A 19,228-nucleotide genomic window follows, 5' to 3' on the forward strand; every position below is an offset into this window, starting at 1 on the left:
ACCGCTCACTTTGCGGCCTCCTCAGCTCGGCGCCGGGACAGCATCGGCTGCACCAGGGAGACGATCAGGATCAGGGCGAAGAAGATGTAGGAGACGGCCGAGGCGTAGCCGATGCGGTATCCCGTGAATCCCTGCTGGTAGACGTACTGGAGGATCGGCCGGGTGGACTCGTCGGGGCCGCCGCCGGTCATGATGTAGACCTGGTCGAAGATCTTCAGCGAGGCGAGGACCTGGAGGACCACCACGAGCCCGGTGGTGCGGCGCAGCATCGGCAGCGTGATGTGCCACAGCCGGTGCCAGGCGCCGGCGCCGTCCAGCTCGGCGGCCTCGTAGAGGTGGGCCGGGACGGCCTGCAGGGCGGCGAGGTAGAGCAGGAAGTTGAAGCCGACGGTCCACCAGACGGTGGTCGCGACGACGGAGAGCATCGCGTAGCGCTCCTCGCTGAGCCAGCCGATGCCCGGCTCCCGCCCGGCGGAGGCGAGCATCTGGTCGGCGAGGCCGAAGCCGGACGGGAAGATCATCTGCGCGAAGAGCAGACAGACGACTCCGGACGGCAGCAGGAACGGGGCGAACCAGCTGAGCCGCCACAGCCACTGCACCACCCGTAGCTGGTGCGCGAGCAGCGCCAGTCCCAGGCCCACGAGGACGAGCGGGACGGTGGACAGCACGGTGAACCAGACCGTGTTCCACAGCGATGACCAGACGTCGGGGTCGCCGAGGGCCTCGGCGTAGTTGGCGAAGCCGACGAACTCGCCCCCGGTGCCGGTGATGTTCTCGCTCGTCAGGCTCATGCCGACGCCGGACATCAGCGGCCACACCAGGAACATCGCGTACACGAGCAGGAACGGGGCGACGAACACCAGGCCGTGCTCGGTCCACCTGCGGTGGACCGAGCGGACCGGCGCCCGGTCCGCGGCGGCGTGGTGCTTCGCCACCGGTGGCGGCGGTGCCGCGGTGGTGGTGGTCATGACGCTGCTCCGGGAAGGGGGTTGCGGGTGTCGAGGAGGTTCCTGAGGCGGGCCTTGGCCTCGGTCAGGGCACCGCGCGGGCTGCGGGATCCGGTGAGGACACCGGAGAAGACGGCGCCGAGCTCGATCCACATGCGGGAGGCAGAGCCGGCGAACCACGCGGGCTCGTCGAGGGCCACGTCGTCGATGACACCGCGGTACTCGGACTGCGGCTTCAGCTCGAGATACGCGGCGTCCTTCAGCACCGGGAGGTACGCCGGCACATGGCCGCCCTCCGCCCAGGCGACGGAGTGGCGCAGCATCCAGGCGACGAGGGTGTGGGCGGCCTCGTTCGGCGCGCCGCCGCGGCCGGCCTGGTGCGGCAGGACGAAGGCGTGGCAGTCGGCCTGGGCGCTGGGACGGCCGAAGAGCGCGGGCACGCGGGTCATGGAGAACGGGATCCCGGCTGTCCGGAAGGTGCTGATCTCCCATTCGCCGTTGAGGTGGAAGGCCGTCTTCCCGCCGTTGAAGATGCCGACGGAGGCGCCGTAGTCGGCGCGGCGCACCATCAGTCCTTCCTCCGCGAGCGAGGCCATGTACGTCAGTACGCGCAGCGCCTTCGCGTCGTCGAGGGCCATGCGCCTGCCGTCGTCGGACAGGACCTTGCCGCCGGTCTGCGAGTAGAACGTGGCGAACAGCCGCCAGGGGGTGATGCAGTCGGGGCCGAGGGTCTCCGTCACCAGGCCGGGCAGGCCGGTCGCCTTCTTCGCCGCGCGCAGCGCGTCGGCGAAATCGTCGGCGCCCTCGATGGGCCTCAGCCTGCCGCCCGTCATGAGCCCGGCCTTCTCGCACACCTCGGTCTGGTAGTAGAGCACCATGGGGTGGGTGTCGAGCGGCACGGCGTACTGCTTGCCGGCCACCTTCCCGCGTCGCCAGATGTCCGGCGGGAAGTCCTGCTCGCGCACGCCCAGGTCGGCGAGCAGGTCCAGGTCGAACGGGTCCAGGAGCCGGCCGGGGGCGAACCCGGCGAGCCTGGCGAGGTGCAGCACGGCCAGTTCGGGAGCGCGTCCGCCCGCGCCCGCCATGCCCAGCTTGGTGTAGTAGGGGGCGCCCCACTGGAGCGTCACCGCTTCCAGCGCCACGTCGGAGTGCTCGGCGCGGAAGTCGTCCAGCATGCCCTGCATGTTGACGCCGTCGCCGCCGCCGAACAGATGCCAGAACCGCAGACGGGTCTGTCCGGGGCCGGCGGTGGCGGACGGCGCGGCGCAGCCGGACAGGGGCCCCAGGGCCGCGGCGCCGGCGAGGGCGCCGACACCACCGGCGAGGGCTCGGCGCCGGGTGAGGAGGGAAGGGTGCATGGCGGCTCGTCTCTGCGGGAGTTCGGTCGTCGGCTGAGGTTGCGGTAGGGGCACCGGGGGCCGCCCGGCCTCGGTGCTCCGGGCGACCGGGGGCGGGCGGCGGCTTGTGGGGAAGGGCGGGCCGGCTCGGGCGGTGGGTCAGGCGTCGGTGGCCAGGCGGATCACGTTCCACGACAGCGGCTCGAGGGTGACCTCGAGGCCCCCGCCGCCGACCCGGGCGCCCTGACCGGCGTGCGGTACGACGCGCTCGGGGTCGGTCAGGGTGTTGCGCGCGTCCGGGTCTGCGTCGCTGAGCACGCTGTGCTCCACGACACGGCTCACGTCCAGCCCCGACAGGGCCACCTGGAGCGGCAGCGGCCGGCTCTGGCTGCGGTTCACGGCGAAGACGGTGACGGCGCCGCTCTCCGGGTCGCGTACGGCGGTGGCGTGCAGCAGCGGCACCTCGCCGTAGGCGGCCGTCTCGTACGTGGGCGACTCGGCCCGTACGTCGAGGACCTCGCCGCGCCCGTACCGGGACGCCTGGGCGAAGGGGAAGAACGTCGTCTGCCGCCAGGCGGGGCCGCCCGGTTCGGTCATGATCGGGGCGATCACATTGACGAGCTGGGCGAGAGCGGCGACGGTGACCCGGTCGGCGTGGCGCAGCAGTGCGATCAGCAGCGAGCCGAAGACGACGGCGTCGGTGACGCTGTAGTTGTCCTCCAGCAGCCGCGGTGCCTCCCGCCAGTCCAGCGGGTTCGCCTCGGTCTCTGCCTGGAAGCGCTTCTGGTACCAGACGTTCCACTCGTCGAAGGAGAGCTGGATCTTCTTCTTCGACTTGAGCCGGGCACCCACGTGGTCGCAGGTGGCGACGACGTTCTCGATGAAGGACTCCATGTCGACGGCGGAGGCGAGGAACGAGTCGCGGTCCCCGTCGAGTTCCTCGTAGTAGGCGTGCAGCGAGATGTGGTCGACCAGGTCGTACGTCTCCTTCAGGACCGTCGCCTCCCACGCGGCGAAGGTGGGCATGGCCTGGCTGGAACTGCCGCAGGCCACGAGCTCCACCCCGGGGTCGATCTGGCGCATCGCCCGGGCCGTCTCCGCCGCCAGCCGGCCGTACTCCTCCGCCGTCTTGTGGCCGGTCTGCCAGGGCCCGTCCATCTCGTTGCCGAGACACCACAGACGGATGCCGAACGGGTCCTTGTCGCCGTGCGCGATGCGCCGGTCGGACAGTTCGGTGCCGGCCGGGTGGTTGGCGTACTCCTGGAGCTGGAGCGCCTCGGCCACGCCTCGCGTGCCGAGGTTCACGGCCATCATCGGCTCGGCCTCGGGGCCCGCCTTCTTCAGGAAGGCCATGAACTCGCTCAGCCCGAACCGGTTGGTCTCGGTTGACCGCCAGGCGAGGTCGAGACGGCGCGGCCGCTCCTCGGCCGGACCGACGGAGTCCTCCCACCGGTAGCCGGAGACGAAGTTGCCGCCGGGGTAGCGGATCACGGTGACGCCGAGTTCGCGGACCAGTTCCAGGACGTCGGTCCGCAGCCCGGCTTCGTCGGCGGCCGGGTGGCCGGGCTCGAAGATGCCGGTGTAGACACAGCGGCCCAAGTGCTCGACGAAGGAGCCGAAGAGACGTGGATTCACCTCTCCCACGGTGAAGGCCGGGTCGAGAGTGAAGCGGGCGTTGCTGTCGGGCATGGTGTCCTTCCGAAAGGTGTGGGGCGTCAGGGGCCGACGACGGGCCAGCCGTCCGCGCCCCAGGTCAGGGCGTTGAGGCCGAGCTTGGGCCTGCCGCCGTCCTGGCCGTCGTAGTAGTGGTAGACGAGGACGTCCCGGCCGCGGTCGCGGAGCACGGACTGGCCGCCGGTGCCGATGTGGCGGCCGTGTCCGGCGAGCAGCAATTCGCCGCCGCCGTCGGTCATGGCGGTGCCGTCGCGGTCGTAGTAGGGGCCGGTGGGGCTGGTGGACCGGCCGACGCGGATGTTGTACGTCGACTCGGTGCCGGCGCAGCACCGGTCGTAGGAGACGAAGAGGTAGTAGTGGCGGCCGTGCCGGACGATGTACGGCGCCTCGACGGCGTACGGCGCGTCCGGGCGGGTGGCGAGGTGCAGCACCTCGGGGTCGGCGGTGGCCGGCTTGCCGGTACGGCGGTCGAGTTCGATCATCCGGATGCCGGTCCAGTACGAGCCGAAGCTCATCCAGACCCGGCCGTCGGCCTGGATGACGGCTGGATCGATCGCGTTGTAGTGGTCGGAGGTCGTGGTGGCGAAGACGACGCCACGGTCCTGCCACGTGCCGGGCCTGCCGGAGGGCGAGGTGGCCAGGCCGATGGCGGAGTGGTTGGAGCCGAAGGACGAGACGGCGTAGTAGAGCCAGTGGACGCCGTCGCGGTAGGTGACCTCCGGTGCCCAGGGGTCGCCTTCGGGCGAGTAGGCGCGCCACCAGTCGGGGATCTCGGTGAAGGCGGACCCGGCGCGCCGCCATGTCCTGCCGTCCTGCGAGACGCGGGCCTCGATCCTGTTGTGGGTGGAGTAGAGGACGTAGCTGCCGTCCGCCAGACGAATGGCGGACGGGTCGTGGACCTCGGTGTCCCCGGTGACGGGGCGCGGGTCCGGATACGCGGCGGCGGACGCCGGGGCGCGGGCGGCGCGGTCCGCGGCGTGGCCGGGCAGCGTGCCGGCGCCGCAGAGGGCCGCGGCGAGGGCGGCGGCGGTCAGGGCGGTCCTGAGGTGCTTGCGGTGTTTGGGTCGCGCGGCGTTCATGAAGGGCGGCTCCTTCATCTGACGGGGGGTGGGAAGGGGAGCACCGCGCCGCCATCTGTTCGAAATACCGGCACATGCTCGCCACTTCGAACGGGACCGTAGACGCGGGGAAACGCGCCGTCAATGATTTTCGCTGAAATGACGAACAACGTTCGATATAGCGAACATGCGGCGAGCTGCTCACCGCCGCGGGCACCCCCCTCCGCTCAGCCCGCGAACGCCGGCTGCGCCAGCCCCTTTCCGGCATCGGGCAGCACCAGCACCGAGCCCGACAGCGGGTGCGGCGCCGCGAGTCCCTTACGGGCGGTGGTGATGTAGAGGTCCGCGAGGGCCTCGCCGCCGAACGCACACGCGGTGGGCCGGCGCACCGGAAGCGCGACCACGCGGTCCAGCACGCCCTGCGGCGTGTAGCGCCGCACTGCGCCGCCGTCCCACAGGGCGACCCAGACACAGCCGTCCGCGTCCACGGTCAGCCCGTCGGGGAACCCCGCGCCCGGCTCGACGACGGCCAGCGGACGGCGGTTCACCGGCAGCGGTTCACCGGGGCGCACGTCGAACACGTCGATGCGGCGGGTCGGCGAGTCGATGTAGTACATCCGGCTGCCGTCCGGGCTCCAGCCCGTGCCGTTGCTGACGGCCACATCGGTCAGCAGCGGGGCCGCCGCGCCGTCCGGCGCGATCCGGGTCAGCGTCCCGCCTCCGGCTGCCTCGTCGTAGCGCATGGTCCCGGCCCACAGCGAGCCGTCCGGCGCCACCGCGGCGTCGTTGCCGCGCCGCCCGTCGGCCGCATCCCGGTGCAGCCAGCGGAACGCGCCCCCGGCGTCGTAGAGCCCCACGCCGTCGCGGAGGTTGACGACCACTCCCCCGCCGGCGCGGGGCTTGGCCGCTCCGACGTGCTGCTCGGTGGCCATGACGGTACGCCGGCCGGTGGCCGGGTCGTAGGTGTGCACGCGCGCGGAGAGGATGTCGACCCACAGCAGGCGTGCGGCCGACGCGTCCCAGGTGGGCCCCTCGCCCAGTACGGCCTCGTGCCGCACCGCGATCTCGAGCCCCATCACAGCGCCCGGTGCCCGAGCCGCTCGGACAGGTCCGCGGCGCCCTTGGCGGCCAGCGGCCGCAGCTCGGCGAGGCGTTCCTCGCTCCAGCGGATCATCGGCACGGAGATGGACAGCGCGGCGACGACCCGGCCGGAGCGGTCGCGCACCGGCGCGGCGACACAGCTCACGTCCGCGTTCGACTCGCGCTGCTCCAGGGCGATGCCGGCGGACCGGATGTTCGCGAGTTCGGAGCGCAGGACGGCCGGGTCGGTGATGCTGTTCGGCGTCATGGCCACCAGTTCGGTGCCCGGTGCGAGCCGGGCGTCGAGCTGGTCCTCGGGGAGGGAGGCGAGCAGCATCTTGCCCACGGCGGTGCAGTGGGCCGGCAGGCTCCGGCCCGCGGCGGAGACCATACGGACGGCGTGGGTGGAGTCGACCTTCGCGACGTAGAGGACCTGGGAGCCGTCCAGGATCGCGACATGGACGGTCTCGCCGCAGGTCTGCGCGACGGAGCGGGCGACCTCCTGGCCCTCGCGGGCGAGGTCGAGCTGCTCGGCGTAGCGGCTGCCCAGCTGGTAGGTGCGGACGCCGAGCCGGTAGCGGCCGGACTGGCCCTCGACCGGGACGAGGTAGGACCGGGCCGTGAGCGTGGTGATGAGTTCGTGCACAGTGGTGCGCGGCAGCTGGAGTTTGCGGACGATGTCGGGTGCCGACAGCGTCCCGTCCCCGTCGAGGAAGAGCTCCAGAATGTCGAGAGCCCGGGTGACAGCGGGCACGTGGCGTCCCATGACTTCCCCCTTGTTCGAGATATCAACGCTTGACCGACTGAGCGAACAGTCTATCTCCGCAACCGCCCGCCGGTAAGCGTTGCGGATCTGCGGTTTCGGTCGCCAGACCCATTGACACCCACCCGGCCCGGTCCTTACCTTCACCACAGAATCTCGAACGACGTCCGAAATGCCGAACAATTGAGGTTTGCTCGTGACCCCTCCTCCCGCGCCGGCCGCCACCGGCAAACGCCGACCCGGTGAAGCGGCACTCGCCGCGCTCGGCCTGGCCGCTCCCGCAGACGACCCGGCGGACGCCTCCCCGCACCGGTTCCCCGACGGAGGCAGCTGGCGCACCGAGATCCCCTCCTGCGAGGGGCCCGAGACGCTGGCCGTCGTACTCGAGGAGGCCGCCCGGCTGGACCTGCCGATCCACCGCATCAGCCAGGGCAGCGGCGTCTGGATGCTGACCGACGGCGAGATCACGGAGATGGCCGGGGCCTGCGCGGAACGCGGCATCGAGCTGTGCCTGTTCACCGGACCGCGCGGCAGCTGGGACATCGGCGCGTCGACACGTACCGACTCCGGCGGTTCGGGGCTGCGGGCCCGCGGTCACGACGCGCTGGCCGGCTGCGTCGAGGACGCCCTGCGCGCCGCCTCCCTCGGCGTCCGGTGTCTGCTGGTCGCGGACGAGGGCGTGCTCTGGAGCCTGCACCGGCTGCGCGAGCAGGGCCTGCTGCCGGCCGATACGACGTTCAAGGTCTCCGCGCTGGTGGGCCCGGTCAACCCGGCCGCGTACGCGGTCCACGAACGACTCGGCGCCGACTCCGTCAACGTCCCTTCCGACCTGACGCTCGCTCACCTCACCGAGATCCGCCGGGTCAGCGGTGCTCCGATGGACCTCTACATCGAGGCGCCCGACGACCTCGGCGGCTATGTCCGCATGTACGAGGCGGCGGAGCTCATCCGGCGCGGCGCCCCGCTCTACCTCAAGTTCGGACTGAGCAGGGCTCCCGGCTTTTACCCGTACGGCGCCCACATGAAGGACACGATGCTGGCGTCGGCGCGCGAACGCGTCCGGCGGGGACGGCTCGTGCTCGACCTGCTGGCCCGGCACGGCGCCGACGCCGGGATGTCACCGCTCGGCTCCCGCCTGCCCGGCCCTCTCCACCGTTTTCCGGTCACCGACCGGACCGTCACGGATCTGCCCGTGGACCTGCCCGATGCCGCCCCGGCGGTCATGACCTCACCCCTTAAGGACTGATGACAATGCGTAACCGCCGAACCATGGTCACCGCCTCCGTCTCCGCCGCGCTGGCGCTGTCCCTCGCCGCCTGCGGCCAGAACAGCACCGGCGGCAGCAAGGAGGAGCAGAAGGGCGGCAAGGGCGCCACCATCGGCATCGCCATGCCGACGAAGTCGTCCGAGCGGTGGATCGCCGACGGCGACAACATGGCGGCCCAGTTCCAGAAGCTGGGCTACAAGACGGATCTGCAGTACGGCGACGACGACGTCGACCGGCAGGTCTCCCAGATCGAGAACATGATCACCAAGGGCGCGGACGTCCTCGTCGTCGCCGCCATCGACGGCCGTGCACTCAGCGACGTACTGCGCCAGGCCGGCGAGCGGGGCATCGAGGTGATCTCCTACGACCGGCTCATCCTCGGCAGTGACAACGTCGACTACTACGCGTCCTTCGACAACGAGAAGGTCGGTGAACTCCAGGCCGGCTACATCGTGGAGAAGCTGGGTCTGAAGGACGGCAGCGCCGAAGGCCCGTTCAACATCGAGCTGTTCGCCGGCTCCCCCGACGACAACAACACCCGCTTCTTCTTCGAGGGCGCGTGGAAGGTCCTCAAGCCCTACATCGACAAGAAGCAGCTGGTGGTCCGCAGCGGGCAGACCCGGCTGGAGCAGATCACCACCCTGCGCTGGGACGGCGGCACCGCGCAGAAGCGCATGGACGACCTGCTGACCGGCTCGTACTCGTCGGACACCGTGGACGCCGTGCTCTCGCCGTACGACGGGATCTCGATCGGCATCCTGTCCGCCCTCAAGTCGGACGGCTACGGCACCAAGGCCAAGCCGTACCCGGTGGTCACCGGGCAGGACGCGGAGGTCGCCTCCGTCAAGTCCATCATCGCCGGGCAGCAGACGCAGACCGTGTACAAGGACACCCGCGCGCTCGCCAAGCAGGCGGTGCAGATGGCCGACGCCGTGCTGAACGACAAGAAGCCCGAGGTCAACGACACCACGACCTACAACAACGAGAGGAAGGTCGTGCCCTCCTTCCTGCTCGACCCGGTCAGCGTCGACAAGTCCAACTACAAGAAGATCCTCGTCGACTCCGGCTACATCAAGGCGAGCGACCTGTGACCGGCGGCGCCGCACCGATCCTCGAGATGCGCTCGATCGGCAAGTCCTTCCCGGGCGTGCGGGCGCTGTCGGACGTGACGCTGACCGTGGCGCCCGGCGAGGTGCACGCCATCTGCGGGGAGAACGGCGCGGGCAAGTCGACGCTGATGAAGGTCCTCAGCGGGGTCCATCCGCACGGCAGTTACGAGGGGGAGATCCTCTTCGAGGGCGAGACGTGCGCCTTCAAGGACATCCGGGCGAGCGAGGACCGCGGCATCGTCATCATCCACCAGGAGCTCGCGCTGGTGCCGTACCTGTCCATCGCGGAGAACATCTTCCTCGGCAACGAGCACGCCCGGCGGGGCATCATCAGCTGGAACGAGACCCTGCGGCACGCCGCCGCCCTGCTGCAGCGCGTCGGTCTCCACGAGCACCCGCAGACCCGCGTCGCGGACATCGGCGTGGGCAAGCAGCAGCTCGTGGAGATCGCCAAGGCGCTCTCCAAGAAGGTCAGACTGCTCATCCTCGACGAGCCGACGGCCGCGCTCAACGACGAGGACAGCGCCAAACTCCTGGACCTGATGAAGGAGTTGAAGGAGCAGGGCATGACCTCGATCATCATCTCGCACAAGCTGGGCGAGATCGCCGAGGTCGCCGACTCCGTCACCGTCATCCGCGACGGCCGCACCATCGAGACCCTGGACGTCAGGGACGGGAACACGACGGAGGACCGCATCATCCGCGGCATGGTGGGCCGCGATCTGGACCACCGGTTCCCCGAACGCACGCCGTGGACCGGCGAGCGGGGGGAGCACCCGGCGCTGGAGATCCGGGACTGGACCGTGCACCATCCGATCGACCAGCAGCGCAAGGTGGTCGACAAGGTGTCCGTGAACGTCCGCAGGGGCGAGATCGTCGGCATCGCCGGGCTGATGGGCGCCGGACGCACGGAGCTGGCCATGAGCGTCTTCGGCCGCTCGTACGGGCGCAACATCAGCGGAACGGTGCTCAAGGACGGCAAGGAGATCAGGACCCGCACGGTCCCGGAGGCGGTGGGACACGGGATCGCCTACGTCACCGAGGACCGCAAGCACTACGGCCTCAACCTCATCGACACCATCGGCCGCAACATCACCATGAGCGCCCTGTCCAAGGTCTCCCGGCGCGGTGTCGTGGACGAGCACGCGGAACGCCGGGTCGCGGAGTCGTACCGCACCAGCATGAACATCAAGGCTCCGACGGTCTTCGAGCAGGTCGGCCGGCTCTCCGGCGGCAATCAGCAGAAGGTCGTCCTCAGCAAGTGGATCTTCGCGGGTCCCGACGTACTGATCCTCGACGAGCCCACCCGCGGCATCGACGTGGGCGCCAAGTTCGAGATCTACACCGTGATCGACCGGCTCGCGGCCGAGGGCAAGGCCGTCGTCCTCATCTCCTCCGAACTCCCCGAACTGCTCGGCATGTGCGACCGCATCTACACGATGTCCGGCGGCCGTCTCACGGGCGAGGTGCCGCGCGGCGAGGCGACCCAGGAAGCCCTCATGCGCCACATGACCGACACCAGCGACAAGAGGTAACAGACATGGGCCCGGTCACCACCGACGCCAAGAACAGCCCGCCCCGCCCGGCGCCGCCGGGCGCACGCTCCACCACGAAGACGCTCCTGATGGACGCGGCCCGCCGCAACATGCGGCAGTACGGGATGCTCGTCGCCCTGGCGCTCATCGTCGTGCTCTTCGAGATATGGACCGACGGCGTCCTGCTGATGCCGAACAACGTCACCAATCTCGTCCTCCAGAACAGCTACATCCTGGTACTCGGCATCGGCATGATGATCGTCATCATCTCGGGCCACATCGATCTGTCGGTCGGCTCCCTGGCGGCCCTCGTCTCCGCGGCGTGCGCGGTGATGATGGTCGAGCACGACGTGCCGTGGGTGCTCGCCGTGGTGCTCGCCCTGTGCATCGGCGCGCTCGCGGGCGCGTGGCAGGGCTTCTGGATCGCGTACGTCGGCATCCCCTCGTTCATCGTCACCCTGGCGGGCATGCTGCTGTTCCGCGGCGGCACCCAGATCCTGCTCGGCAGCCGGTCGCTCGGGCCGTTCCCGGAGGGGTTCCAGAAGATCTCCACCGGCTATCTGCCGGAGGTCGGCCCGGTCACCAACTACCACAACCTGACCCTGCTGCTGGGTCTCGCGCTGCTCGCGTTCGCGCTGTGGCAGGAGGTCCGTGACCGTCGCCGGCAGCAGAAGTACGACCTCGACGTGCTGCCGCGGGGCCTGTTCCTCGCCAAGTGCGCGGCCCTGGCGGCGGCGGTCCTCGCCTTCACCCTGACCCTCGCCAGCTACCGGGGCGCCCCGGTCGTGCTGCTCCTGCTGGCGGCCCTGCTCGTCGGCTTCGGCTTCGTCATGCGCAACGCGGTCGTGGGCCGCCATGTGTACGCCCTCGGCGGCAACCAGGCGGCGGCCAAGCTGTCGGGCGTGAAGGACAAGCGCGTCACGTTCCTGGTGTTCGTCAACATGGGTGTGCTGGCGGCGCTGGCGGGCGTGGTGTACGCCGCGCGCCTCAACGCCGGTGTGCCGCAGGCGGGCGTGAACTTCGAACTCGAGGCCATCGCGGCCGCGTTCATCGGCGGGGCCTCCATGAGCGGCGGCGTCGGGACGGTGCTCGGCGCGGTCATCGGCGGCCTGGTCCTCGGCGTGCTCAACAACGGCATGTCGCTCGTCGGTATCGGCAGCGACTATCAGCAGGTCATCAAGGGCCTGGTGTTGCTGGCCGCGGTCGGTTTCGACGTCTGGAACAAGCGCAAGGTCGGTTCCTGATCTCCACGGGGCCGCCGGTACGGGATCCCCGTACCGGCGGCCCTTGTGCTGTGCGGGGGCCGGCACCGCGGCGCGGAACCGGCCCCCTGTGCTGTCCTGCACCCGGTTTCAGAAGGTCCCGAAGGAGTGCACGGTCGAGGACCGGTACGTCTGCCCGGGGCGGAGCACGGTCGAGGGGAAGCCGGCCTGGTTGGGTGAGTCGGGGAAGTGCTGGGTCTCGAGACAGAAGCCGTCGCCCTGGCGATAGACCCGTCCGGAGGTGCCCATCAGCGTGCCGTCGAGGAAGTTCCCGCTGTAGAACTGCACTCCGGGCTCGGTGGTGGCGATCCTCATGATCCGTCCGGATGCCGGGTCCGCCACCGTGACCACCTGCTCCGGGGACGCGGTGATGCCCTTGTCGAGCACGAAGTTGTGGTCGTATCCCTGCCCCAGCAGGATCTGCTCGTGTCCGTCACGCAGGTCCTCACCGATGGGCTTGCCGTGCCGGAAGTCGAAGGGTGTCCGTGCGACCGGCGCCCTTTCGCCGGTCGGGATGAGGCCGGCGTCGACGGGTGTGTAGCGGGAGGCGTCGATCCGCAGCCGGTGGTCGTGGACCGTGCCGCTGCCCTCCCCCGCGAGGTTGAAGTACGTGTGGTGGGTGAGGTTGACGACGGTGGCCCGGTCCGTGGTCGCCTCGTAGTCGATGCGGAAGTCGCCGCGCGGGGTGAGCACGTAGTCGACGCGGACCGTCAGCGTGCCCGGGTAGCCCATCTCGCCGTGCGGGCTCACGCGGCGCAGGGTGAGCCCGGTGTCGGCACCCCTCCGGTACGGCTCGACGTCCCAGACCCGCTTGTCGAAGCCCCGGTCCCCGCCGTGGAGGCTGTTGGTCCCGTCGTTGGCCGGAAGCCGGTACTCCGTCCCGTCGAGGGTGAACCGCGCGCCGGCTATCCGGTTCCCGTAACGGCCGATGAGAGCGCCGAAGTACGGGCTCTTCGCGACGTAGCCCGCCAGATCGGCGAAGCCGAGGGACACGTTCGCCGGCCGGCCCCGGCGGTCGGGGATCTCGAGCACCTGGACGATGCCTCCGTACGACAGAACGCGCAACCGGGTGCCGCCGGCCGCGACCGTCCAGCGATCGACGGGGGTGCCGTCGTCCAATGTGCCGAAGTGCTCGCGCTCCGGGCCCCGCCGGCCGGCGGTCCGCGGGGAGTCCGTGGCCGCCGCCGGGCCGGTGGCCGGCGTGGCCGCCGCCGCTGTCGTCGTGGCCGCGGCGGCCGCGGCGCCCGCGGCCGCCGCCAGGACCGTGCGCCTGCTGGTCGTCATGGTTCTTCTCACTCCTTGTCGGCCGCTGGACAGCGGCATGTTCGAAATATCGATCAACGTTCGGAAGAGTGGCGTAAGTCAACGACCGCGTCCGCGCCGTGTCAACAGCCCGCACGGACCCGCATATTGACGCGCCCGGAGGGACTCCCCCATGCTCGCCATGCGCAATTTCGCACAACGTTCGACATCTCGAACTCATTGTCCTGAGGAGAGCCCCATGGCAACCCGCCCGACAAGCACGCGTGCGCCGTCCCGACGCCCATGGACCAAACCTTGGCCCCGTCTGTGCACGGGCATCCTGCTGGCCTGCACCCTCGGCGCCGGGCCGGCCACCGCCTCGGACGTGTCCGGCACGTCCGCCGCGCCCGTCACCGACTACACCCTCACCGTCGACCCCTCCGGTCGCGGCCCCTCGATCGACGACTCGATGTACGGGATCTTCTACGAGGACATCAACCGCGCCGCGGACGGCGGTCTGTACGCCGAGCTCGTGCAGAACCGCTCCTTCGAGTACGACCGTGCGGACAACGCCTCCTACACCCCGCTCACCTCCTGGGCCACGGCCACCGCCGGGTCCGCCGCCGCGGAAGTCGTCGACGACGACGGCCGCTTGGGCGAACGCAACAGGCGCTATCTGCGGGTGGCGCTCGACGGCCCCGACGCCGGCGTCCGGCTCACCAACAGCGGCTACAACTCCGGCGTGGCCGTACAGGCCGGGCAGCGGTACGACTTCTCGGTGTGGGCGCGCACCGACCGGGCCGCCGGCACCCCGCTGACGGTCTCCCTGGACGACGCGTCAGGAGCCCTCGCCGAGCCGCTGGACGTCAAGGTCGAAAGCGACCGCTGGACCCGCTACACAGGCACCCTCACCGCGAGCCGCACCAGCACCGAGGGCCGGCTCACCGTCAGTGCCGGCGGCTCCGGGACGCTCCGGCTCGACATGGTCTCGCTCTTCCCGGAGAACACGTACAAGAACCGGCCGAACGGCATGCGTGAGGACCTGGCGCGGAAGATCGCCGCCTTGAAGCCCGGTTTCCTGCGCTTTCCCGGCGGCTGCCTCGTCAACACCGGGAGCCATGAGGCCTACGAGGCACCGGACTGGGAGCGCAGCCGCTCCTACCAGTGGAAGGACACGATCGGCCCCGTCGAGGAGCGCGCGACCAACGCCAACTTCTGGGGCTACAACCAGTCCTACGGCCTCGGGTACTACGAGTACTTCCAGTTCGCCGAGGACATCGGCGCCATGCCCGTGCCCGTCGTGCCCGCACTCGTCACCGGCTGCGGCCAGAACCGCGCCACCGATGACCCCGAACTGCTGCGGCGGCACATCCAGGACACCCTGGACCTGATCGAGTTCGCCAACGGACCCAGGACCTCCACCTGGGGAGCGAAGCGTGCTGCGATGGGCCACCCGAAGCCGTTCGGCCTCACCCACCTCGCGGTCGGCAACGAGGAGAACCTGCCCGACGAGTTCCTCGCCCGCTTCACGCAGTTCCGGGACGCCATCGAGGAGCGGTACCCGGACATCACGGTCATCAGCAACTCGGGCCCGGACGACACGGGTGCCGTGTTCGACCGCGCCTGGGAGCTCAACCGGGCGGCCGGTGTCGCCATGGTCGACGAGCACTACTACAACAACCCGTCGTGGTTCCTGGAGAACAACGACCGCTACGACTCGTACGACCGCGAGGGCCCCAAGGTGTTCCTCGGCGAGTACGCCTCCAGGGACAACCGCTTCCGCAACGCCCTGGCGGAGGCCGCGTTCATGACCGGCCTCGAACGCAACGCGGACATCGTCAAGATGGCCTCCTACGCCCCGCTGCTCGCCAACGAGGACTATGTGCAGTGGCAGCCCGACATGATCTGGTTCGACAACCACCGCTCATGGGGCTCGGCCAACTACGAGATGCAGAAGCTCTTCATGAACAACGTCGGCGACCGCGTCGTGCCCAGCGAGGCGTCCGGAACGCCGGCGGCCGAGGCCGGCATCACCGGCGCGGTCGGGCTGTCGACCTGGGCGACCAGCGCCTCGTACGACGACGTCTCCGTCACCTCCGCCCACGGCCGCACGCTGCTCCGGGACGACTTCTCCGGGACCGACTCCCAGTGGACCAGGGCGGCGGGCCGCGGCTCCTGGCAGATCCAGGACGGTGCGTTCGTCCAGTCCGACACCACGGCGGAGGACACCATGGTCACCGCCGGCGACCCGCGGTGGCAGAACTACGACCTGCGGGTGAGGGCCACGAAGAAGTCGGGCCGCGAGGGCTTCCTGGTCGCCTTCGGCGTCAAGGACACCGGCAACTACTACTGGTGGAACCTCGGCGGCTGGGGCAACACCCGTTCCGCCGTGGAACAGGCCGAGCACGGCGCGAAGAACGTCGTGATCGAGGACGGCACGACGATCACCACGGGCCAGGAGTACGACCTGCGGGTACAGATCCGCGGCCGGCAGGTGACGCTGTTCCTGGACGGCAAGGAGTGGGGCAGCTTCACGGACAAGCCGGCGGAGCCCTTCCGCCAGGTCGTGACGTACGACCAGGCCCGTGGTGAGCTCGTCGTCAAGGTCGTCAACGCACAGGACGCGGCGGCCCGGACCCGTGTCGACCTCGGGCGGAGGACCGACGTCCCGCCGGTCGCGCGCCTGACGACGCTCGCCGGCGACCCGGACGCGGTCAACACCGCCTCGGCCACGCCGATCAGCCCGCAGCGGTCGGTGCTGCGCGGTGTGGACAACACCTTCAGCCACACGTTCCCGCCGAACTCCGTGACGTTCATGCGGATCAAGACCAGGACGCCCGGCTCCTGATCCGACGGGGACCCCGCGTGCCGCGGCCCGCCGCTCGACCGGCGGGCCGCTGCGTGCCACCTACACGCTGGGCGAGGATCTCGTCGTCACGATGACCGTCACCGCCCCGGCCGCGTAGGAGCGCAAAGCAGGAGTGGCGAAGGCCTCCGTGTGTGGTGGAGGTGTCGAATCTTCACCGCACGGAGGCTTCCGGCGGCGGTCGGGGCAGGCGGCCCGGCCGTGGATTCGCCGGCCGCCGCCCCCGGGTACGAGGGACGCGGACCAGCAGCAACACGCCTCATGTCCTCATCGGGCCGACCTCCGCTTGGACCCCCGCTCGGCCCTTTGGCCGCTTCGTCAATCGCCGCTGCCGTCCGCCGTTCGGCGGCGCGGGGCACGGGCGGGCCATGATGCCGTGGCCGGCCGGCCGTGCGCCCCGGCGCCACCGGCCGGAACGCCCATCGGCACGACAGACAGGACAGCAAATAGGGAATTACCGCATGTTTCCGGCATCGTGCTCCATGCTGGTCCTGCCGCGCCGGGCCCCACCCGGGGTGCCGCCCCTGGCCCGGGGCGGGATGCGCGCATGTGCGACGACCGGAGGACCATGTACTGGCAGGATCACCCCCGTCCGACCTCTGCCACGCGGCGTGCCGTACTCGGTGCCGGGATCGCCGCAGCGGGATCCGCGCTGCTCACCGCCTGTTCGGGCAGCGGCGCGGACTCCACAGCCGGCGCCGGGAAGGGGGCCGCCGGACCACAGGGCGCCGTCTCCGCGGACGACAAGGAGGTCCGGCCCACATGGACACCCAGCCCCGAAGGCAAGCTCCGCGGCCTCACCTTCACCGCCACACCGGCCACGGTCGAGATCGGCGGCGGACGCACCGTCAGGACCATGACCTACAACGGCGAACTGCCCGGCAAGGAGGTACGGATCACCGCCGGCGACACCCTCAAGTTGACGCTCGCCAACCACCTGCCCGAATCCACCACGGTCCACTGGCACGGCATCGCCCTGCGCAACGAGATGGACGGCGTGCCCGACGTGACGCAGCCGCCCATCAAGCCGGGTAGAACGTTCACGTACCGCTTCCAGGCGCCGCACCCCGGCACATACTGGTTCCACCCCCACCTGGGCCTGCAGGTCGACCGCGGAATGTACGCGCCGCTGATCGTCGACGACCCCAACGAGCCCCTCTCCTACGACGCGGAATGGATCGTCCTGCTCGACGACTGGATCGACGGGGTCGACGGCTCCAGCCCCGACGACGTCTTCGACCAGCTCCGCAAGGGCAAGCCCGCCATGGGCCACGGCTCCGCGCACCAGCGCGGGCACGACCGTGGCACCCGGCCCTCCAAACCCTCCGGAGGAATCGCGGCCGGATACGGCCCGCCGGGTGCGCACGCGCCACAGCCCGGCGACGCGCCGGCACGCGAGGAGGCGTCGCCCTCACCGAAGCCGGGGGGAGGCCCCAGCCGGCTGATGACCGGCGCCGACAGCCCGCTGCTCGGCGGCCACACCGGCGACGTCGCCTACCCGTACTACCTGATCAACGGACGCACACCCGACGACCCGACCCAGTTCCGCGCCAAACCCGGCGACCGGATCCGGCTGCGCATCATCAACGCGGGCGCCGAGACCCCGTTCCGAGTAGCCCTCGGCGGACACCGGATGACAATCACCCACAGCGACGGCTTCCCCGTACGCCACCACCGGACCGACTCCCTGCTCCTCGGCATGGGCGAACGCTACGACGTACTGATCACCGCCAAGGACGGCGTCTTCCCGCTCACCGCGCTCGCCGAAGGCAAGAACGGCGCCGCCATGGCCGTCCTGCGCACAGCGAGTGGTGCGCTCCCCGGCCCCGCGACCCGCCCCGCCGAACTCCGGCGCGCCGTTTTGCCCTCGGCGCGCCGGCTCAGGCCACACGAATCCGTCGAGCTCGACCGGCGCAGGCCCGACCGGATCGTCAGAATCACCCTCACCGGCGGTATGGAGAAATTCGACTGGGGCATCGACCACCGCCCCTACTCACCCGACCGCGTCCACCGCATCGAACGCGGCGAACGCGTACGGCTGGTCGTCGTCAACGCCACCGACATGTGGCACCCCGTCCACCTGCACGGCCACACCTACGCCCTCGCCGGCATCGACTCCAACGGCGCCCGCAAGGACACCGCCACCGTCCTGCCCCACAACAAACTCGTCCTCGACTTCGACGCCGACAACCCCGGCGACTGGATGCTCCACTGCCACAACACCTACCACTCGGAATCCGGCATGATGACCACCGTCGTCTACGACGCATAACCCCACCATCAGGGGCGGCGGAGTTCGGGACTGTAAATCGTCCGGTGCAACTCCCGATCACGGAAGATCCATCGGTGACGAGTGAGAACGTGTATGCGTCTGAGGCCGTCGAGCCCACGAAGGCTGCGTCGGCGAGGGCAGTGGACGACCAGTTGATCGACGAGCCGGTGGGCCGTGGGGAGGGGCCGGGAGATCGTCGGCTCAAGAGATCCTTCAAGGGCCACCCGTACGGCGTACGGCTGTTGAAGGATTCCTGAAGCGGGCCGCCGCAGACTGCCGTCGATCGGTGTCGCACGGCTCGGAGGGCGGAATTCTGGACGAGGTGCCCCCGCCCTACCCCGAACCGGCCGCGGTCCCGGTGCGCGAATGCGGCGAAAGGCTGGTCGACCTGCGGGACGTGCCCGCCCTGCGGACCGCGACGCCCGGATCCGTCCTGCTGCGGCTGGGCGTGGTGGACCGCCTGGTCACAGCGCAGACGATGCTGCCCGAGGGGCTGCGGCTGCTGGTGCTGGGCGCCTACCGGCCCTCCCCCGGACTCCGGTGCACCGGGCACGAGACGGGTGCGGCAGCCGACTTGACGTTGTGCCGGGCCGACGGCGTCGAGCTGTGGCCGGGCGCGACCGATCCGGTGGCCGCTGAGCAACGACACACCCTGAGCGAAGCGTTGAGCGTCGTGGGACTGAGCAACTACCCTGCGGCGTGGTGGCATTGGTCCCACGGCGACTGTTCCTGGGCGTATCTGCGGGGTGCCGGTCATGCGCGATATGGCCCGGTAAGGCGCTGAGTGACGAACCGCCCGTCGGCGCCTGCCGCCTC

Annotated in this window: 15 protein-coding genes; 8 read left to right on the forward strand and 7 right to left on the reverse strand. The window is 70.3% G+C overall.

Features of this window, described 5'->3' with window-relative positions; translation table 11 throughout:
* Nucleotides 1-5: 5 nt before the first annotated feature.
* The 6 genes from OGH68_RS02945 to OGH68_RS02970 form a co-directional block, all read right to left on the reverse strand.
* Nucleotides 6-968, reverse strand: a complete 963-nt coding sequence (locus OGH68_RS02945) for a carbohydrate ABC transporter permease (RefSeq protein ID WP_264241738.1) — start codon at nt 966-968, stop codon at nt 6-8.
* Nucleotides 965-2,305 carry an extracellular solute-binding protein gene (locus tag OGH68_RS02950; protein ID WP_264241739.1) on the reverse strand — a complete coding sequence of 447 codons (1,341 nt, stop codon included), beginning with the start codon at nt 2,303-2,305 and terminating at the stop codon, nt 965-967. Before OGH68_RS02950 ends, OGH68_RS02945 begins: the two co-directional genes overlap by 4 nt.
* Nucleotides 2,306-2,443: 138 nt before the next feature.
* Nucleotides 2,444-3,973 (reverse strand): alpha-N-arabinofuranosidase, encoded by a 1,530-nt coding sequence (locus OGH68_RS02955; protein ID WP_264241740.1) that lies wholly within the window; start codon nt 3,971-3,973, stop codon nt 2,444-2,446.
* A gap of 26 nt (nt 3,974-3,999) precedes the next feature.
* Nucleotides 4,000-5,037, reverse strand: a complete 1,038-nt coding sequence (locus tag OGH68_RS02960; protein WP_264241741.1) for an arabinan endo-1,5-alpha-L-arabinosidase — start codon at nt 5,035-5,037, stop codon at nt 4,000-4,002.
* A 206-nt stretch (nt 5,038-5,243) separates the two neighbouring features.
* Complete coding sequence (locus OGH68_RS02965; RefSeq protein ID WP_264241742.1) at nt 5,244-6,092, reverse strand: SMP-30/gluconolactonase/LRE family protein; 849 nt, start codon at nt 6,090-6,092, stop codon at nt 5,244-5,246.
* Nucleotides 6,092-6,862: an IclR family transcriptional regulator gene (locus tag OGH68_RS02970; protein ID WP_264241743.1), complete on the reverse strand. Its 771-nt coding sequence runs from the start codon at nt 6,860-6,862 to the stop codon at nt 6,092-6,094. The genes OGH68_RS02965 and OGH68_RS02970 overlap by 1 nt, the downstream gene beginning before the upstream one ends.
* A gap of 193 nt (nt 6,863-7,055) precedes the next feature.
* On the opposite strand from OGH68_RS02970, the gene OGH68_RS02975 reads away from it, so the two are divergent.
* The 4 genes from OGH68_RS02975 to mmsB are packed head-to-tail and all read left to right on the forward strand — an operon-like array spanning nt 7,056 to nt 12,014.
* A complete protein-coding gene (locus tag OGH68_RS02975) occupies nt 7,056-8,105 on the forward strand; it encodes a hypothetical protein (RefSeq protein WP_264241744.1) in 1,050 nt (349 codons plus the stop codon).
* A gap of 5 nt (nt 8,106-8,110) precedes the next feature.
* Entirely contained in the window at nt 8,111-9,217 is a 1,107-nt protein-coding gene (chvE, locus tag OGH68_RS02980; RefSeq protein ID WP_264241745.1) for a multiple monosaccharide ABC transporter substrate-binding protein, read from the forward strand.
* A gap of 26 nt (nt 9,218-9,243) precedes the next feature.
* Entirely contained in the window at nt 9,244-10,770 is a 1,527-nt protein-coding gene (mmsA, locus tag OGH68_RS02985; RefSeq protein ID WP_264249870.1) for a multiple monosaccharide ABC transporter ATP-binding protein, read from the forward strand.
* A gap of 5 nt (nt 10,771-10,775) precedes the next feature.
* Nucleotides 10,776-12,014 carry a multiple monosaccharide ABC transporter permease gene (mmsB, locus tag OGH68_RS02990; protein ID WP_319020173.1) on the forward strand — a complete coding sequence of 413 codons (1,239 nt, stop codon included), beginning with the start codon at nt 10,776-10,778 and terminating at the stop codon, nt 12,012-12,014.
* 108 nt (nt 12,015-12,122) lie between these two features.
* Here mmsB and OGH68_RS02995 read toward each other — a convergent pair whose 3' ends face one another.
* Nucleotides 12,123-13,316 carry an aldose epimerase family protein gene (locus tag OGH68_RS02995; RefSeq protein WP_264241746.1) on the reverse strand — a complete coding sequence of 398 codons (1,194 nt, stop codon included), beginning with the start codon at nt 13,314-13,316 and terminating at the stop codon, nt 12,123-12,125.
* Between the two features lie 343 nt (nt 13,317-13,659).
* Here OGH68_RS02995 and OGH68_RS03000 point away from each other — a divergent pair, with 343 nt between their 5' ends.
* The 4 genes from OGH68_RS03000 to OGH68_RS03015 all read left to right on the forward strand — a co-directional run bounded on the left by OGH68_RS03000 (nt 13,660) and on the right by OGH68_RS03015 (nt 19,196).
* Complete coding sequence (locus OGH68_RS03000; RefSeq protein WP_264241747.1) at nt 13,660-16,122, forward strand: alpha-L-arabinofuranosidase C-terminal domain-containing protein; 2,463 nt, start codon at nt 13,660-13,662, stop codon at nt 16,120-16,122.
* A 565-nt stretch (nt 16,123-16,687) separates the two neighbouring features.
* Nucleotides 16,688-18,412, forward strand: coding sequence for a multicopper oxidase family protein (locus tag OGH68_RS03005; RefSeq protein WP_264241748.1), 1,725 nt, complete (start codon nt 16,688-16,690; stop codon nt 18,410-18,412).
* Nucleotides 18,413-18,486: 74 nt separating this feature from the next.
* Entirely contained in the window at nt 18,487-18,669 is a 183-nt protein-coding gene (locus tag OGH68_RS03010; RefSeq protein WP_264241749.1) for a hypothetical protein, read from the forward strand.
* A 29-nt stretch (nt 18,670-18,698) separates the two neighbouring features.
* A complete protein-coding gene (locus OGH68_RS03015; RefSeq protein ID WP_264241750.1) occupies nt 18,699-19,196 on the forward strand; it encodes a M15 family metallopeptidase in 498 nt (165 codons plus the stop codon).
* The last annotated feature ends 32 nt before the right edge of the window (nt 19,197-19,228 follow it).

It is taken from the genome of Streptomyces peucetius (genome assembly GCF_025854275.1).
Lineage (GTDB): Bacteria > Actinomycetota > Actinomycetes > Streptomycetales > Streptomycetaceae > Streptomyces > Streptomyces peucetius_A.

What these genes read in the sequence shown, in the direction of transcription:
- chvE (WP_264241745.1), top strand. Translation starts at nt 8,111, where the DNA reads ATGCGTAACCGCCGAACCATGGTCACCGCCTCCGTCTCCGCCGCGCTG.
- mmsA (WP_264249870.1), top strand. Translation starts at nt 9,244, where the DNA reads ATGCGCTCGATCGGCAAGTCCTTCCCGGGCGTGCGGGCGCTGTCGGAC.
- OGH68_RS02960 (WP_264241741.1), bottom strand. Translation starts at nt 5,037, where the DNA reads ATGAACGCCGCGCGACCCAAACACCGCAAGCACCTCAGGACCGCCCTG.
- OGH68_RS02995 (WP_264241746.1), bottom strand. Translation starts at nt 13,316, where the DNA reads ATGACGACCAGCAGGCGCACGGTCCTGGCGGCGGCCGCGGGCGCCGCG.
- OGH68_RS02970 (WP_264241743.1), bottom strand. Translation starts at nt 6,862, where the DNA reads ATGGGACGCCACGTGCCCGCTGTCACCCGGGCTCTCGACATTCTGGAG.
- OGH68_RS02945 (WP_264241738.1), bottom strand. Translation starts at nt 968, where the DNA reads ATGACCACCACCACCGCGGCACCGCCGCCACCGGTGGCGAAGCACCAC.
- OGH68_RS03005 (WP_264241748.1), top strand. Translation starts at nt 16,688, where the DNA reads ATGTGCGACGACCGGAGGACCATGTACTGGCAGGATCACCCCCGTCCG.
- OGH68_RS02955 (WP_264241740.1), bottom strand. Translation starts at nt 3,973, where the DNA reads ATGCCCGACAGCAACGCCCGCTTCACTCTCGACCCGGCCTTCACCGTG.
- OGH68_RS02965 (WP_264241742.1), bottom strand. Translation starts at nt 6,092, where the DNA reads ATGGGGCTCGAGATCGCGGTGCGGCACGAGGCCGTACTGGGCGAGGGG.
- OGH68_RS02950 (WP_264241739.1), bottom strand. Translation starts at nt 2,305, where the DNA reads ATGCACCCTTCCCTCCTCACCCGGCGCCGAGCCCTCGCCGGTGGTGTC.
- mmsB (WP_319020173.1), top strand. Translation starts at nt 10,776, where the DNA reads ATGGGCCCGGTCACCACCGACGCCAAGAACAGCCCGCCCCGCCCGGCG.